Source organism: Vibrio hannami, from assembly GCF_029589055.1.
GTDB lineage: Bacteria > Pseudomonadota > Gammaproteobacteria > Enterobacterales > Vibrionaceae > Vibrio > Vibrio hannami.
Genome location: NZ_JARQZP010000007.1, coordinates 2,063,307 through 2,080,626, shown reverse-complemented (window position 1 = coordinate 2,080,626; position 17,320 = coordinate 2,063,307). Strand labels below are relative to the sequence as shown.

The window sequence follows — 17,320 nt, the reverse complement described above, 5'->3', positions numbered from 1 at the left end:
TTGCTCTCTAATGTGGCGATGGCAAATCAGAAAACTATTACACAAGAGACTATTACACCGGGGACTACCACTCAGGAAATAGTGCGTGAAAGCAAGGAAAGACCCAAAGTGGCGGTTGTACTCGCAGGTGGTGGTGCGAAAGGAGCAGCACATATTGGTGTGCTAAAAGCCCTTGAAGAGATGTTTATCCCTGTTGATATTGTTACCGGAACCAGTATGGGGTCTTACGTTGGTGGGTTATATGCTACAGGGATGAGTGCTGACGAGATTGAATCGTTCATCTACTCTGTTGACTGGAATAGCGGATACCGTGATCAAGTTAGCCGAAGTGAACGCAGTGTTCGCGAAAAGGCGTATGAAGATCATTTTCAGTTAACGACAGACCTTGGTTTAAGCATGGGAGAGGTGCGTTCACCAAAGGGGGTGGTTCAGGGGCAGAATATGATGCGTATACTGCGTGAAACCTCCGGAAATGTGCCTCGTTTAAGCTCTTTTGATGACCTTCCAATTCCCTATCGTGCTGTAGCAACAGATATTGTAAATCTAAAAGAAGTAGTTATAGATAAAGGCTTGCTGACTGACGCTATGATGGCGAGTATGTCTGTGCCCGGAGCTCTGCCTCCCTATGAACTAAACGGTGCTCTGCTGGTTGATGGTGGTGTAACCAACAATATGCCGGTAGATCTGGCCCGGGAGATGGGGGCAGATATCATCATTGCTGTAGATATCAGTACCGACTACATGAAGGAAGATGACTTCAAAAGCTTTATGTCAGTAGGTGGGCAGCTTTCTAACTATCTGGTTCGCAGAACGACACAGGAGCAAACAGAATTATTAACAGATAAGGATGTGTTGCTTAAGCCTGAGGTCGGGAAAATGGGAACAACTGACTTTGATCGTATGCCTGACGCCTATCAATGGGGATTCGACATCGCTATGAAAAATCGCGAACTGCTTTCTCGCTACACTCTATCTTCGGCAGACTATCAAAGATATATCGATCAGAAACAGGCTAAACGTAGGACGATCGAACACGGCGATCAGTTAGTCGTTGATAATATTGAGCTAAACAACCAATCTCATTACAAAGACTCTATCATACTTGAGCACCTTAACCTGGAAGTAGGAAAGTCAATTTCTACAGAAGAACTGGAAAAAAGTATCCGGGATGTTTACGCATTTGATAGGTTTGAACGCATCACATATTACTTCGAAAAAACCGATGAAGAGACAACCTTGCATGTTGATGTAAAAGAGAAAGAGTGGGGGCCAAACTACCTGAAATTCCGTTTTTTCCTGGAAGAGGACTTTGATACCGAAAGCCAATATGGTCTTGGTATTTCTGCTAATTTTACCGATATGAACAGCGTAGGCGGAGAGTTAAAAGCCAATGTTGAATTGGGTACTGATCGTACGCTATCTCTGAACTGGTCTTCTCCTTTTTTCTCGAGTCAGAAGTTCTTTAATACCGCACACGTTGTCTATAAAAAAGATAAGAAAAACACTCCTCTTGGTGGTTTTACGGGGGAGTCGTCCATTGAGATGAGCGAAAACTCTCTTTCAACTTCTTACTCTGAATTCGAATTTGAAGTTGCTGCAGGCTATCAGCCAACGTTATGGCAGGAAGCAAAGCTCGGTTACAGGTATATAGATGGAGATGCATCTTTGACGACCCTGCCAGTTTTAGGAAGGATGGACTATTTGCGTCGTGGGGTATTTGCAAGTTATAAAGTGGATACGTTAGATAACTTTAGTCTTCCTACCAAAGGGGTTTTATTTGGTGTCGAATATTTTGTGTCTGATGATAGCGTTACGGGAAACTCTATCGGAACAGATGAGTTAGTTAACTCTTCTTCTGATTTTAAAGATGATCTGGTGCATGAGTTTGATGCAGTCATCCGGGGTGCATACAGCGCTGGAAACCATACATTAGTCGGAAGTGCAGAGTATGGTACAGTGGAAGACAAGTCGGGAGATAACCCGGCAATTCAGCCTAAAGAATTGGGCGGCTTTTTAAGACTTTCTGGTATTCCTAGAAATAGCTTAGCGGGTCAGAACCTGTTCTTTAGCAGCCTTGTGTATCGATACCAATGGTTTGAAAATGATTTTGGCCTCTTTACAGCACCAGTTTATCTTGGCGCGTCTTTAGAATATGGGGGGTGTGGAATGATACAGATACCTCCATACCGGACGCTCCTTTATATAGAGCAGGCTCAGTGTTTGTTGGAGTCAGCTCTCCTATAGGCCCCATCGCCTTTTCTTATGGTATGACCGAACATGGATATGATTCGGTTTATCTTATAATCGGGCAGAGCTTTTAGCGATTAGCTAAAGAATATTAAATATCAGTCTGATAGCGGCATTAAACTTTAGTCGTAAGATGATATGTTGGTCAAAACGATCAGATTTTAATTTTTAGTTAAATTTGCTATTCTGCCTACCACAGTTTGGCCTCTGCCACTGTTTGTTATTAGAAAAAGTAATAATAAAACTCGCTCTGGTTTGTATTGAGTGGCAGGATGCCAAGTTTCCAAGGATGTTCAATTCTCATTGAAGAGTTGAACCGCAATGTAGAGGATTATGTCGTGCTTGAAGCCTATCGTAAACACGTCGAAGAGCGTGCTTCAGAAGGAGTTGTACCAAAACCATTAGACGCTGAGCAGGTAGCTGGTCTCGTAGAGCTACTAAAGAACCCACCAGCTGGTGAAGAAGCGTTTATCCTGGATCTTCTTGAGAATCGTATTCCCCCAGGCGTAGATGAAGCAGCTTATGTAAAAGCTGGCTTCCTGACAGCCCTGGCGAAAGGCGATGAAACTTCTCCGCTTGTTAACAAACAAAAAGCAGCAGAGCTGCTTGGCACAATGCAGGGTGGTTACAATATTGAGCCGCTGATTAGTCTGCTTGACGATGCAGAGCTTGCTCCCGTCGCCGTGAAAGCACTGTCTCACACACTGTTGATGTTTGATGCTTTCTATGATGTGGAAGAGAAAGCGAAAGCTGGTAATGATGCCGCTAAACAGGTTATGCAGTCATGGGCTGATGCAGAATGGTTCCTGTCTAAACCTGAGTTACAAGAGAAGGTTACCTTAACCGTATTTAAAGTAACGGGTGAAACCAATACGGATGATCTTTCTCCAGCACCGGATGCATGGTCTCGCCCTGATATTCCACTCCATGCCCTGGCTATGCTGAAAAATGCCCGTGAAGGTATTGAACCAGATGATGCTGGTACTGTTGGTCCGATTAAACAGATTGAAGCACTACAGGATAAAGGTCACCAGCTTGTCTATGTAGGTGACGTTGTTGGTACTGGTTCTTCTCGTAAGTCAGCAACTAACTCAGTGCTTTGGTTTATGGGTGAAGACATTCCTTACGTACCGAACAAAAAAGGTGGCGGTTACGTATTGGGTGGTAAGATTGCGCCTATTTTCTTCAACACAATGGAAGATGCGGGTGCATTACCAATTGAAGTGGACGTTTCTAAGCTGAATATGGGCGATGTTATCGACGTATACCCGTATGAAGGCAAAGTAACAAACCATGAAAGTGGTGAAGTACTTGCTGAGTTTGGACTTAAGACTGATGTATTAATTGATGAAGTTCGCGCTGGTGGCCGAATCCCACTTATCATCGGCCGTGGCCTTACAGATAAGGCGCGTGAAGCACTTGGCCTTGAACCGTCAGATGTGTTCCGCAGACCTGTTGCTGTTGCAGACTCGGGCAAAGGTTTCAGCCTTGCTCAGAAGATGGTAGGTAAAGCGTGTGGTGTCGAAGGTATCCGCCCTGGCACTTACTGTGAACCTAAGATGACCACAGTTGGTTCTCAGGATACAACCGGACCAATGACACGTGATGAACTAAAAGACTTGGCGTGTTTAGGCTTCTCAGCAGATCTGGTAATGCAATCTTTCTGTCACACATCGGCTTACCCTAAGCCAGTTGACGTAAATACACATCATACGCTGCCTGACTTTATTATGAACCGTGGTGGTGTATCGCTTCGCCCTGGTGATGGTGTTATCCACTCCTGGCTAAACCGTATGCTTCTACCTGATACCGTTGGTACTGGTGGTGATTCACATACTCGTTTCCCTCTCGGAATTTCGTTCCCGGCGGGTTCTGGTCTGGTTGCGTTTGCGGCTGCTACTGGTGTTATGCCTCTGGATATGCCGGAGTCAATTCTGGTTCGCTTTAAAGGTGAGATGCAACCGGGTATCACATTGCGTGATCTTGTTCATGCTATCCCATACTATGGCATCAAGCAGGGTCTGCTAACTGTTGAAAAAGCAGGTAAGATCAACGAATTCTCCGGACGAGTTCTGGAAATTGAAGGTGTAGAGCACCTGACTGTAGAGCAGGCGTTTGAGTTGTCGGATGCGTCAGCAGAGCGTTCAGCTGCGGGTTGTACCGTTAAGCTATCTCAAGAGTCGATTGAGCAGTATCTGAACTCGAATATCATCATGCTTAAGTGGATGATCTCTGAAGGTTATGGTGATGCTCGTACAATGGAGCGCCGTATCAAGTCGATGGAAGAGTGGCTGGCGAATCCTTCTCTGATGGAAGCGGATTCAGATGCTGAATATGCTCACGTTATCGAGATCGATCTTGCCGAAATCAAAGAGCCAATCCTTTGTGCGCCAAACGATCCAGATGATGCGCGTTTGCTATCGGACGTTCAGGGTACAAACGTTGATGAAGTATTTATTGGCTCCTGTATGACCAATATCGGTCACTTCCGCGCAGCTGGTAAACTGCTGGATAGCTACAGCGGTCAGCTTGATACTCGTATGTGGGTGGCTCCACCGACTAAGATGGATAAAGATCAGCTAACTGAGGAAGGGTATTATGGTATCTTTGGCCGAGCTGGTGTTCGTATCGAAACTCCGGGATGTTCGTTATGTATGGGTAACCAGGCTCGTGTAGCGGATGAGGCGACGGTTATTTCTACGTCAACCCGAAACTTCCCTAACCGTTTGGGTACCGGTGCTAACGTTTATCTTGCTTCAGCAGAGCTTGCTGCAGTAGGTGCAATACTGGGACGCATTCCAACAAACGAAGAGTATCTGGAATATGCCAAGCAGATCGATGCGTCGGCTGCAGACACCTATCGATATCTGAACTTCCATAAAATGTCTCAATATACCGAGAAAGCAGATACGGTTATTTTTCAAGAACCTGCATAAAATAGCCAAATAATTCAAAACCCACTCAGTTAGACGAGTGGGTTTTTTTTATCCTTTAGTACTATAGTTAAGAAGTGAGTTTAAAAATCTGAATATTTATTGACGCACAACCTGTATGTGCTAAGTCGCATTATTGAGACAGAAAATTGAATCATAAATGGATATTTTGTTTGTAAATATTATTAAATTTAAGAAAATGTAATTTAAAGGTTGGTTGGTAGCGCAATACAGAAATCGTTATGGGTGAACTCCTGTGACGAAGCAAATAAAACATAACATCTGTATGCGTTTACCTTAGTATTCAAAAATAAGGACATGTAAATGGGAACTCAATTCCGAATGGATTCCGTTCCGGGTTCACTAGTAGTGGTAGGCGGTAAACATGAGCCGTGGTTTTCTGTTCTGGAGCAGGGTGGCTGGAGATGCCAAAGATGCGCAGATTTAAGGAAAGCAGATGCCCTTTTAAATGAAACCGGACCTTGTATAGGGATAGTAGACCTAAGTCAGGATGAGTTTAGCCTGAATGGTATCGCTAATCTGGTAAGTAGCTACAAACATGTTCGTTGGTTGGCTTTTATCAGAGAGTCACAGTTGCAATCCGCAACCATCTGTCAGTTCATCGTTAACTTCTGTATCGACTTTTTTACAGCGCCAATTCCTGATACTCAGCTTATGAGTACAATTGGCCACCAACTTGGAATGTTAACGTTAGAAAAAAGTGTGGCCAGAATATGGTTGTCGCAAAGATATGGGACTGGCAGGCGAGTCTGTTGCGATGAAACGTCTTCGCGAACAGGTGAAACGTATCGCTTCGACCGATGTCAGTATTCTAATCTTTGGCGAAAATGGCACTGGAAAAGAGAGTGTCGCTAAGGCCATTCATTCTAATTCTTCCCGTTCTCAAGAACCGTTTATCTCTATTAACTGTGGTGCAGTTTCAGAAGCCAGAATGGCGGTAGAGCTTTTTGGTATCGGAGCGACAGAAGATGATCCCGAGCCTGCTCTGATAAGAGCAAACAGAGGCACGATATACCTCAACGACATTCTTACTTTACCTCGTTCACAACAAAACTCTCTTCTTCGATTTATGCAGGAAGGGAAACTGGAAACACCGAAGGGAAGTGTAGAGTTAGATGTTCGGATTTTGGCTGCCTATAGCTCAGACATTGACAAGGCGCTGGCTGACAACGATTTTAGCGATGAACTTTATCACTACATTAATGTTTTGCGTATTAATGTTCCGAGCCTGAAAGAGCGTGCGGGTGATATCAGTATTCTGGCCAGGCGTTTCGTTAAGGAGTATTCAAAAGAGTATAACGCACAGGCAAAGGATCTCTCTGAAGATGCAGTAAAAGCTTTGACTCAATATCATTGGCCAGGCAATGTTCGAGAGCTAATGAACCTGATTAAACGAGCGGTGTTGATGTCTGATGGTGCGATTATTGAAGCCTGTCAGTTAGATTTACCCCAAAAGGTGAATGGTAAACGCAGCCTGAAGTCGATCAGAGAAGATTCAGAAAGGGATGCTTTAATGTTGGTTCTTGAATCACATGATGGACAGGTGTCTCCAGCGGCAAAAGAACTCGGGGTTTCAAGAGCGACTATGTATCGGCTGCTCAATAAACATAATTTAATTGCTGAAAGCATATAAAGTTGCGAAGAGTATCAAAATAGGGAGCTTAGTTTAGCTCCCTATTTTTGTTTATTACTATTTGCTTAAATAATATTTTATATAGTTACCACATACATAAATAGAATATATGTCCATCTGTCAAAGCGGTAATAGTTTAACGTAGAGTAAAATATTTATTTAAAAATGGTTGATATTTATTGGTTGAATAATAATCGCAAACGATTACAATTTAACCGTGAATCAAATTTCACACAAAAACTTCAATTGGATTAATTAGTTAGTAGGAGGCGTAAGATGAATAACTTTATCGTTAAACATATTGTCTGTGCGCCTATGTCTCTTACAGTTCCAGCCACGCCTCTATGGGCAATGGCTGATGACAAGCGTACCGATCGTAACTAATTAATCCGTAACCTTTATTTGGCTGCGGAGAAAAGGCAGCGGAATAAAGGACCATCCTAAACTTCTGTAATATATTCAAAGCCTTTTCCCCAGCGATAACTAACTTGTTAATACTGGAGAATAATATTATGGCTCACTCTGTTTATCTGACACTTGCTACATTTTTAATTAAAGCTGATTTACATCGTGAAGAGCGTATATGGAAGAAGAAAGTCAGACGAAGTGTGCACGATATTCCTTGGCATAACGCTCACTTGCTAAGAGATATTGGCCTTGAAACTGACGGTCGAATTGTTGGCACTCCTTCTCTACCAGATCACGTTATTGCAGAGCGTCGTGTTCGTCATATTCGTAGAGTTTTAAGTGCTCGAATACCGACGTAACTGAAAGGGGGATAGTTGATTTCTTTCCCCCACCATTCTTTGTTAAGGACAAGGGTTGGAGTATTTTGCTCCAACTTCTTGTAACTCACTGAGTAGCTCGTCACTCAATACCACATCAAGGCTTTCTATATTAGCTTTAAGCTGTTCCAGATTAGTCGCTCCAATGATATTCGAAGCAACAAATGGCCGTTGATTTACAAAAGCCAGTGCCATCTGCGCAGGGTCAATCCCGTGGCGTTTAGCTATACCGACATAAGCTCGGGTTGCTTCCACACCAGGTCCGGTGAAGTAGCGCGAAAAGCGTTCCCAGATAGTACAACGGGCTCCAGCAGGTTTTGCGCCATCAAGATACTTGCCGCTTAAGCAACCAAAAGCAAGGGGTGAGTAGGCAAGAAGCTCAACTCCTTCATAGTGGGCAATTTCTGATAGCCCAACTTCAAAGCTACGATTTAAAAGGTTATACGGGTTTTGAATCGAAACGACTTTAGGCAGGTCGTGTTTATCTGCTAAATGAAGAAATTTCATTACACCCCATGGCGTTTCATTGGACAGACCGATATACCTTATCTTGCCAGCCCTAACCAGCTCGGCCATTGCTTCTAGTGATTCAATCAGAGTTACCTCTTCCTGCTCATCAGGGTATGGATAGTTTAACTGTCCAAAGCAGTTGGTTTTACGCTGAGGCCAGTGAATCTGATAAAGGTCTATGTAGTCTGTTTTGAGTCTTTTAAGGCTGTCATCAACGGCCAGATGGATGTTTCTTCTATCCAGACTCATGTTGTCACGTATGTGCGGAACGTTCCTGGGGCCTGCTACTTTAGTCGCAAGGATCACCTTGTCGCGTTTACCTGATTTTTCGATCCAGTTGCCAATATAGGTCTCTGTCAGCCCCTGAGTTTTTCCATTTGGAGGTACAGGATACATCTCTGCTGTATCGATGAAATTGATACCTCTTTCAAGAGAAAAATCAATTTGTTCAAAGGCTTCGGCTTGAGTGTTCTGTTCGCCAAAGGTCATTGTTCCCAGGCAGATTTTACTGATTTCCAGAGTGGAATTTGGGAGTTTTCTGTATTCCATCTCACATCCTTATGCTTGTTATTTGATCTCAATATAAAGGATTAGAGCAGTAGATGTGAAGAAAAGGTTAATAGAATTTCACGTTGGCTGAGCTAAGCTTAAAGTATAGGAGGTACTACCTATGAAAATGAATCAACTCGATCACTGGCTGCATGGGCACCATAGAGATAGCTATGCACCACCTAAAATTTACGTGATCAGCTGTGAAGATGTATCTGAATATCTGCTTGCCGTTGAGTATAAACACAAGCTTGAACCGATCCATAAAGATGGTGAGCCAATGCACTTTCAGTCGTTGGATTTGGTTAAAGAGGAGCTTGTTAGAATGGGAGTAGAGTCAGTATATCTGCGCTTACACAACACAGATGATGAGTTTGGAGCGCCACAAGGCACAATACCTTACCATGATATAGAATTATCGATTAAGCCACATTAGTCGACAGACTTATACTAGGGTCTGCAGACCCTAGGATCTTTCTCACTCGGTGAGGCAGACCTTTCACACGAAATATTTTTCTAAAATTTGGCCGGTAAACTGCGTGCGAAGGTAAAAGCCTCTTGGCAGTGTTTTGATAGGCTTGCCTGAAGCGCCATAAGCATCGGTTAGTACTCGGCTGTTTGCCGCTTTAGGCCGGAGCTGCAAAACTTCACCATGTCTGGCATTAATTTGTTCGACCTGTCCAAGTACTATCATTTCCATTAACTCTTCCCAGTCTTGCTGAAGTTGCCTTTCTTCTTCTTCGTTAGGAGACCAGAGTAAAGGTGATCCGACTTTTCTTTCTGCTACCGGAATTTCTCGTTCTCCCTCAACAGGAATCCATAGGATTCGGGAGAGCTTTTGTCTGACATGACTAGCCTCCCATGTTAGGCCATGTACGCCTGTTAATGGGGCAACACATACAAAGGTGGTTTCCAGTGGTTTTCCTGTATAGCTAATAGGAATGCTCTTAAGCTCGATTCCCAATTCGGAGAAATCTTGCTCAGGTTTGCTTCCGGCCGTCGCTCCTAAATGCCATTCAAGAAGTTGTCCAACCCAGCCCTTATCGCGTTTCAGGTTTTGAGGAACCTGAATTCCTGCTTCATCAGCGAGCTCCTGAAAGGTGAGGCCTGCTAAACACCTGGCTCGCTCTAGGAGTTCTTGCTCTGATTTTGGTGTTGGTTTCATGTTTGAACATCAATAAAGAGATTAGGCGCAGGATTATAGCAGATAGTGATACCAGGATCTTATTGTGCAAGAAATGATCAAACTTAAAGTTATCCACAGCTTTCGTATCAACAAACTCGAAACATCAAAAACTGGATCAATAAACAGTTGTTTTAACAGGACGAAACAGTTGCAAAATAACTGAAATAATGAAAGTGGTACTGTTTAATGTGGATAAAGAGCGATGTGATGGATCTTTGAACACTTTATGTGAAATAAAGATCCTTGCCGATTCGATACTTTTTACTTAGAAGAAGGGTGATTTTAATATATTGATATATAAGGATTAATTTAAATTACTGCTTGGCGCTCTTAATTATAGTAAGGATAATAATTGTTCACTTTAGGATAGAAGTGACACATTCTACACAAACTTATTCACAGAAAAGGTGAATAAATGTGGGCCAGGTCTCATTGCCGTGTTGATAACTTAAATGGCTCTGTGAAAGCGACAAAAAATGGGGGCTGGATAATAAAACTTACGCAAAGTCATCCTGTATATTTGCTCCATACAAGGATATGTGGAAAAATCATGCCAACAAAAATTTTTAGAGGTCGGCCAGTGATCGATGGCGATGGTTACCGCTTAAATGTGGGAATCGTAATATGTAACAACCATGGTCAGGTATTCTGGGCTAAACGATACGGGCAACACTCATGGCAATTTCCACAAGGTGGAATTGACGATGGAGAAACTCCTGAACAGGCAATGTTTCGGGAGTTGTATGAAGAGGTTGGTCTTACGAAGCAAGACGTGAAGATCATAGCGACCAGTCGTCATTGGTTAAGATATCGTCTACCAAAGCGACTTGTTCGTTGGGATTCTAAACCCGTCTGTATCGGACAAAAACAGAAATGGTTTTTACTGCGTCTGGATTGTGATGAGTCCAGAATTAATATGCAGCGCGGTAATACCCCTGAATTTGATGGTTGGCGCTGGGTTAGCTATTGGTACCCAGTGAGACAGGTAGTTTCTTTTAAGCGAGATGTTTATCGACGTGCGATGAAGGAGTTTGCATCCTTAGCAATGCCCTTTAGAGAGCGAAAAGTGAAAGGCAAGCGTAAAAATCGTAGGGGATAGATTCAGGTAATGCTTACTCAACTACGGGATATAGTTGAAAACGTGTCTAAGTTTGATGATGTTCATCAGGCTCTGGAGTTATTGGTAAAAGAAACCTGCCAGGCAATGCAAACGGAGTGTTGCACTGTCTACCTTGCAAACGATGAGAAACAACGACTTGAACTTATGGCAACACAAGGGCTTAAGTTCAAGGGAAATACAATCCATATAAGCTATGAAGAAGGATTAGTTGGTTTGGTCCGTAAGTCGGCTGAACCGCTAAACCTTACTGATGTATCTTCACACCCTAACTACAAATTCTTCCCTGAACTGGGTGAACATATTTATCACTCATTTTTAGGCACACCTATTATTTACCGCAAGCAGGTACTTGGTGTACTTGTCATTCAGCAAAAGTCCCGCCGTTTATTTAGTGAAATGGAAGAGTCTTTTCTGGTGACACTTGCTGCTCAGGTTGCTGTCATTATTGCCCACGCACAATCGCAAGGGCACTGGTTGCTGACAGAGAAAAAGTCTGAGTCTTATACCGGGATTGCTGCCTCTCCCGGAGTAGCGGTTGGTAAGTTTTGGTGGGATAACACTCAACCCGAATTAAGTGATGTTTACCCTGCTTCTACGCTGGATATTGAGCAAGAACAAGAGTGGTTGATGCTGGCTATCGAAAGTGCTATCGCTGATTTCAGGCGAATGCGTAAGAAGCTGGATAGCGAGATCAATAAAGATGCTCTGGCTATTTTTGATCTCTTTACTCACTTGTTGAATGATCCAATGCTGCGCTCAGATCTGAAGGCTCAGATCAACCGGGGCGATAGAGCTGACTGGGCGCTAAGACAAGTCGTTGAGACATACTCTAGCCGATTCGCGCAGATGAGCGACGTTTACATGCGCGAGAGAGCGCAGGATATACGGGAGTTAGGTCAACGGTTACTCTACTTTTTGCATAATTCTGAAACCGGCCAGCTAGAAATAGATCAGCCTGTTATTTTGGTTGTGAGAGAGCTTACAGCTTCTCTGCTGGCTGGTATTCCGAAAGAAAAGCTATTGGCGGTTATTTCTTTAGAAGGTGCAGCCAACTCTCATGCCGCGATATTGTCTCGTGCGCTCGGTGTTCCAGCTGTAATGGGGGCAACACTAGATCCTTCATCAATCCATAACAGAACCGGTGTTGTGGATGGCTACAGTGGTGACATTCTAATTGAGCCAAACGCTCAACTTCTTGCTGAATACCAGTCTCTTATTGATGAGGAAGATGAACTTTCTGAGTTGGTAGAAGGAGAGGTGTCAGAGGCTTCAAAAACCAAAGATGGGTGTGAAGTTGAAGTTTTACTCAATGCCGGATTAAGTGCAGATACCAATATCGCGATAAATAGTGGTGTAAATGGTGTTGGTTTATACCGAACCGAAATTTCATTTCTGTTGCAACATCGCTTTCCTTCAGAAGAAGAGCAGACAAAGCAATATAGAAGCGTACTGCAGACGTATAGCGATAAAAAAGTGGTGATGCGTACCCTTGATATTGGCGGAGACAAAGCTCTTCCTTATCTGCCTATAGAGGAAGATAACCCATTCCTGGGTTGGCGTGGCATTCGTTTTACTCTGGATCACCCAGATATTTTTCTGATTCAGTTAAGGGCTATGCTTAAGGCCAGTGTAAGTATCGATAACCTTCAGATCCTTTTACCAATGATATCCAGTACTCAGGAGCTCGATGAGGCACTACGCTTTATTGAGCAGGCCTGGCAGGAAGTGAAAGAGATTAAGCCTGATGTTTCCCGTCCGTCGATAGGGATTATGGTAGAAGTTCCTTCCATGATTTATTTGCTACCTCATATTGCTAGCAAAGTTGACTTCGTTTCTGTAGGTAGCAACGACCTTACGCAATATCTGTTAGCTGTCGATCGTAATAACGCCAGAGTGTCAGATGTATACGAGTCAATCCACCCGGCGGTTTTGATGGCTCTTAAGCAGATTTTAGATACCTGTACTCAGTACAATCTAACCGTTAGTGTATGCGGGGAGCTCGCAGGTGACCCGGTGGGAGCGCTGTTGCTGGTAGGTATGGGTTATCGATCGCTAAGTATGAACACCTCTAACGTCGCAAGAATTAAATACCTTTTGCGAAAGTCGGATTCTTCCGAGCTAAAGCAACTTGCTGATAATGCATTGATGCAATCATACAGCCAAAGCACCTATAATATTGTGCTCCAATATCTGGAAGACAAAGAGCTTGCCGGATTTACTCGCGCTGGTAAAAGGTAAAATAAGAAATTGAACATTGAACTCATTGCTCTTTTGCTGGGGCTTGGTGGTATTGTCGGCTGTATGGCGGGCCTGCTTGGCATTGGTGGTGGTTTGATTGTAGTACCAGCATTAATGTATATCCTTCCTTTGGCTGATGTCAGCAATGGCATTGTGATGCAAATGGCACTGGCCACTTCGCTTTCAACGATTATTTTGACTTCTGGCTCATCTGCAATAAATCATATCCGGTTGGGAAATGTCAGCCTCTCTATTGTTCGTTGGTTATTACCTGGTGTAATTTTGGGTGGTTTTGCGGGCTCGTATGTTGCTGAACTCATTCCTTCTGAATTCCTACCCAAAGTATTTGGGGTTATTGTTGCTTTGCTCGCTCTTCAGATGATACTTTCCGTGCGCTTTGAGCGAGTAAGAAATGTCCCTGGTAATGCAACCAATCTTTTTTCAGGATGTCTTATTGGCACTATTTCAACGTTGGCAGGTATCGGTGGGGGCTCACTAATTGTCCCTTATTTGAGTCGCTTTGGTATCGAGATGCGTAAAGCCATCGGAACCGCTTCTTTATGTGGTAGCGTTATCGCTATGTCAGGTATGATTGGCTATATCTTTCACGGAAGTGGTGCTGAGGCCTTGCCTAAGTATTCGCTAGGTTATGTTTATCTTCCTGCGCTACTCGCAATATCAGTAACTTCTGTTCTTACAACACGGGTTGGTGCTCACATGACAACGAAGCTACCGACTAAACAGCTGAAAAAGATCTTTGCAATATTCTTGCTTTTTGTAGCTGGTAAAATGCTATTTTCCTAGGAAATGCCTGACTAAGAGTATTATATGTCTCAAACATTTATAGAATTTCCACAAATTGACCCTGTATTGATTTCTCTGGGGCCAGTATCTATTCGGTGGTACGGTTTAATGTACCTGTTCGGCTTTATGTTTGCACTGTGGCTTGCGAATCGAAGAGCAGACAAAAAAGGCAGTGGCTGGACTCGAGAACAGGTATCTGATCTTCTTTTTGCTGGCTTTTTGGGGGTCGTTATTGGTGGCCGTGTAGGCTACGTATTGTTTTACCACTTTGATCTCTTCATTGATGATCCCCTATACCTATTCAAGGTCTGGACTGGCGGAATGTCATTCCATGGTGGCTTGCTCGGTGTGATAGCAGCAATGGCCTGGTACGGCTATCGTAATGGCAGAAGTTTCTTCAATGTGGCAGATTTTATTGCTCCATTAGTTCCTTTTGGTTTAGGTATGGGACGCATCGGTAACTTTATGAACGATGAACTCTGGGGGCGGGTAACCGATGTACCCTGGGCGGTATTATTCCCAAGTGGTGGTTACTTACCTCGTCATCCTTCTCAGCTGTATGAGTTTGCTTTGGAAGGAGTGGTTCTCTTCCTGATACTTAATTTCTTTATCCGTAAACCAAGACCTTCTGGCGCGGTTTCCGGTTTGTTCCTGATTGGATATGGTTCATTCCGGTTCTTTGTTGAATATTTCAGAGAACCCGATGCTCATCTGGGGCTGTTTGGTGACTTTATTTCAATGGGACAGATTCTCTCTTCACCAATGATCTTCATTGGCATTGCCATTGTGGTCTGGTCATTCAAAAATGAGAGTAAACAGATTGCAAAAAATTCAAATAATCAAAGAAATTAAAGGTTAGATGTGAAACAGTATTTAGATTTATGCCAGCGTATCGTTGATGAAGGTGTCTGGATTGAAAATGAGCGGACCGGCAAGCGCTGTCTGACGGTTATCAACGAAGATTTAACTTATGATGTTGGGAACAACCAGTTCCCGCTGGTAACAACACGTAAAAGCTTTTGGAAAGCTGCTGTGGCTGAGCTTCTTGGTTATATCCGTGGCTATGACAATGCAGAAGACTTTAGAAAACTGGGTACCAAAACGTGGGATGCTAACGCAAACCTGAATGAAGCCTGGCTGAACAATCCGTACCGTAAAGGTGAAGATGATATGGGACGGGTATACGGCGTTCAGGGGCGGGCCTGGGCCAAGCCCGATGGTGGCCATATCGATCAGCTTAGAAAAATCGTAGATGATTTGTCGAAAGGTATTGATGATAGAGGCGAGATCTTAAACTTCTACAACCCAGGTGAGTTTCATATGGGCTGTCTGCGTCCTTGTATGTACAGTCACCACTTTTCTCTGCTTGGTGATACTTTGTATCTAAATAGCACTCAACGCTCTTGTGACGTCCCGCTGGGGCTTAATTTCAATATGGTTCAGGTATATGTGTTCCTGGCGTTGATGGCTCAGATAACAGGCAAAAAGCCGGGCAAGGCATACCATAAGCTGGTGAATGCACATATTTATGAAGACCAGCTGGAATTGATGCGTGATGTTCAGCTTAAGCGAGAGCCTCTGACTCCGCCTCAGTTTAAGATTAACCCTGATATTAAATCTCTTGAAGATTTGGAAACCTGGGTAACTTTGGATGATTTTGAAGTGATTGGTTATGAATCGCATGAAGCGATAAAGTATCCTTTCTCTGTTTAAGATTCTTTTTATAGGCTGAATCTTTTAACAATAAAAACAAAAATCCCCGTACCAGATGGTTACGGGGATTTTTTTATTTCATCTTTCTCAACGATTAGGTTGTAAAGAACAGAATAGCGCCAGGCATGATAATAAAGATAGTCATCAGATAGGCCGCTACAACAGATTTATTCTTAATTGCTGCATCAGAGATAAAGTCTGCACCTTTAACAGGAAGTTCTCTAAGGAACGGAATACCGTAGATAAACACTGTCGCAGTAATATTGAAGACCAGGTGTACCAATGCAATCTGAAGTGCAAATACTGCGTACTCACCAGATACCGCCGTTGCCGCAAGCAGAGCAGTGATACAGGTACCGATATTTGCGCCCAAAGTGAATGGATATACTTCACGAACCTTTAGAACGCCAGTACCAACAAGCGGAACCATCAGGCTGGTTGTAGTCGAAGAAGACTGAACCAGGATAGTTACAATAGAGCCTGAGAAAATACCGTGGATAGGACCACGACCAATTGCGTTCTTCAGAATCTCTTTCGCACGACCAACCATCAGGCTCTTCATTAGCTTGCCCATTACGGTGATAGCAACAAAGATAGTCGCGATACCCAGAACAATTAGGGTAACACCGCCAGCAACGTGGCCAAAGTCAGCCAAAGGACCCTTAATAGCACTGATAACGGGTTTAGTGATCGGCTTAATAAAGTTGAATCCTTTAATACTCATATCACCAGTCGCTAGCATAGGAGATACCAACCAATGAGAAGTCTTTTCGAGGAAGCCAAAGATCATTTCCAATGGTAGGAAAATGGCTACAGCTAGCAGGTTAAAGAAATCATGGATAGTTGCACTCGCGAATGCGCGCTTAAACTCATCTTTGTTGCGAACATGACCCAAACTAACAAGGGTGTTAGTTACTGTGGTACCAATGTTGGCACCCATGATCATGGGAATAGCAGTCGCAACAGGCAAGCCACCTGCAACCAGGCCAACAATAATGGATGTTACCGTACTAGATGACTGAATAAGTGCCGTTGCAACCAGGCCAATCATAAGGCCTGCAACAGGGTGAGAGGCAAATTCAAATAGCGTTTTTGCTTGTTCACCTGTAGCTAGCTTAAAGCCGCTACCTACCATTGAAACAGAAAGTAAAAGTAGGTATAGCATGAAAGCCAGGTTTACCCAACGCAGCCAGCGGTTACCGTTTTTTGAGTTTGCCGCTGTTGTCGCTTGATTCATCGTAATTCTCCGGGACCTTTCTACAAAAATTTGGTCGGTTGATTAATCTGCTCGCGATACTAGTGAAGGAATATTTCACTAATATTACAGTTTTATAAAAGCTTTAGGTGTGCGGTTTGTACCACATGCAATCGTTTTCCTGCAAGCCCTCATTGGTTAACGTTATGATATATAAGAAGTTAATCTTGTCTGTAAGTTTGTTGAAAAGTGGTGTTTCATAAAAAATATAGCAAAAATTTGATCATAAATATGTCATATATAGCTTGTATATACGGGTTGTTTTAATGGTTTTATGGTTAATGTTTCGTAATTATCGAACTATTGAGCTTTGTTAATATGATGGG

General features: G+C 43.3%; 11 protein-coding genes and 2 pseudogenes. 10 read left to right on the top strand and 3 right to left on the bottom strand.

All coding sequences use genetic code 11. The annotated features are described in order from the left end of the window. The first annotated feature begins 18 nt into the window (after positions 1–18). The 4 genes and pseudogenes from P7F88_RS24040 to P7F88_RS24025 all read left to right on the top strand — a co-directional run bounded on the left by P7F88_RS24040 (position 19) and on the right by P7F88_RS24025 (position 7,601). Positions 19–2,321 (top strand): annotated as a pseudogene (locus P7F88_RS24040) (patatin-like phospholipase family protein). A gap of 264 nt (positions 2,322–2,585) precedes the next feature. Next, a complete protein-coding gene (gene acnB, locus P7F88_RS24035; RefSeq protein ID WP_277829269.1) occupies positions 2,586–5,183 on the top strand; it encodes a bifunctional aconitate hydratase 2/2-methylisocitrate dehydratase in 2,598 nt (865 codons plus the stop codon). A gap of 321 nt (positions 5,184–5,504) precedes the next feature. Further along, positions 5,505–6,834 (top strand): annotated as a pseudogene (locus P7F88_RS24030) (sigma-54-dependent transcriptional regulator). Positions 6,835–7,346: 512 nt separating this feature from the next. Beyond that, positions 7,347–7,601 (top strand): DUF1127 domain-containing protein, encoded by a 255-nt coding sequence (locus P7F88_RS24025; protein ID WP_277828980.1) that lies wholly within the window; start codon positions 7,347–7,349, stop codon positions 7,599–7,601. Between the two features lie 42 nt (positions 7,602–7,643). On the opposite strand, the gene P7F88_RS24020 is transcribed toward P7F88_RS24025, so the two are convergent. After that, positions 7,644–8,678, bottom strand: a complete 1,035-nt coding sequence (locus P7F88_RS24020; protein ID WP_277828978.1) for an NADP(H)-dependent aldo-keto reductase — start codon at positions 8,676–8,678, stop codon at positions 7,644–7,646. Positions 8,679–8,799: 121 nt separating this feature from the next. On the opposite strand from P7F88_RS24020, the gene P7F88_RS24015 reads away from it, so the two are divergent. After that, positions 8,800–9,114 (top strand): DUF6482 family protein, encoded by a 315-nt coding sequence (locus P7F88_RS24015; protein ID WP_277828976.1) that lies wholly within the window; start codon positions 8,800–8,802, stop codon positions 9,112–9,114. A gap of 63 nt (positions 9,115–9,177) precedes the next feature. Here the strand turns inward: P7F88_RS24015 and mutH are convergent, their stop codons facing one another. Further along, the gene (gene mutH, locus P7F88_RS24010) at positions 9,178–9,843 is read right to left on the bottom strand and encodes a DNA mismatch repair endonuclease MutH (protein ID WP_277828974.1); all 666 of its coding nucleotides are present in this window, start codon (positions 9,841–9,843) and stop codon (positions 9,178–9,180) included. 601 nt (positions 9,844–10,444) lie between these two features. Between mutH and rppH the strand changes: the two genes are divergently transcribed. From rppH to P7F88_RS23985, 5 genes are read left to right on the top strand one after another with little or no spacing between them, the layout of a single operon-like run. After that, positions 10,445–10,963 carry an RNA pyrophosphohydrolase gene (gene rppH / locus P7F88_RS24005; RefSeq protein WP_277829268.1) on the top strand — a complete coding sequence of 173 codons (519 nt, stop codon included), beginning with the start codon at positions 10,445–10,447 and terminating at the stop codon, positions 10,961–10,963. Between the two features lie 9 nt (positions 10,964–10,972). Further along, positions 10,973–13,222: a phosphoenolpyruvate--protein phosphotransferase gene (gene ptsP, locus P7F88_RS24000; RefSeq protein WP_277828972.1), complete on the top strand. Its 2,250-nt coding sequence runs from the start codon at positions 10,973–10,975 to the stop codon at positions 13,220–13,222. Positions 13,223–13,231: 9 nt separating this feature from the next. Further along, positions 13,232–14,026, top strand: coding sequence for a sulfite exporter TauE/SafE family protein (locus P7F88_RS23995; RefSeq protein WP_277828970.1), 795 nt, complete (start codon positions 13,232–13,234; stop codon positions 14,024–14,026). A gap of 24 nt (positions 14,027–14,050) precedes the next feature. After that, positions 14,051–14,878, top strand: coding sequence for a prolipoprotein diacylglyceryl transferase (gene lgt, locus P7F88_RS23990; protein WP_277828969.1), 828 nt, complete (start codon positions 14,051–14,053; stop codon positions 14,876–14,878). Positions 14,879–14,887: 9 nt separating this feature from the next. Continuing rightward, positions 14,888–15,739, top strand: coding sequence for a thymidylate synthase (locus tag P7F88_RS23985; RefSeq protein WP_277828967.1), 852 nt, complete (start codon positions 14,888–14,890; stop codon positions 15,737–15,739). Between the two features lie 94 nt (positions 15,740–15,833). On the opposite strand, the gene P7F88_RS23980 is transcribed toward P7F88_RS23985, so the two are convergent. After that, positions 15,834–16,976: a Na/Pi symporter gene (locus P7F88_RS23980; protein ID WP_277828965.1), complete on the bottom strand. Its 1,143-nt coding sequence runs from the start codon at positions 16,974–16,976 to the stop codon at positions 15,834–15,836. Between the last annotated feature and the right edge of the window lie 344 nt (positions 16,977–17,320).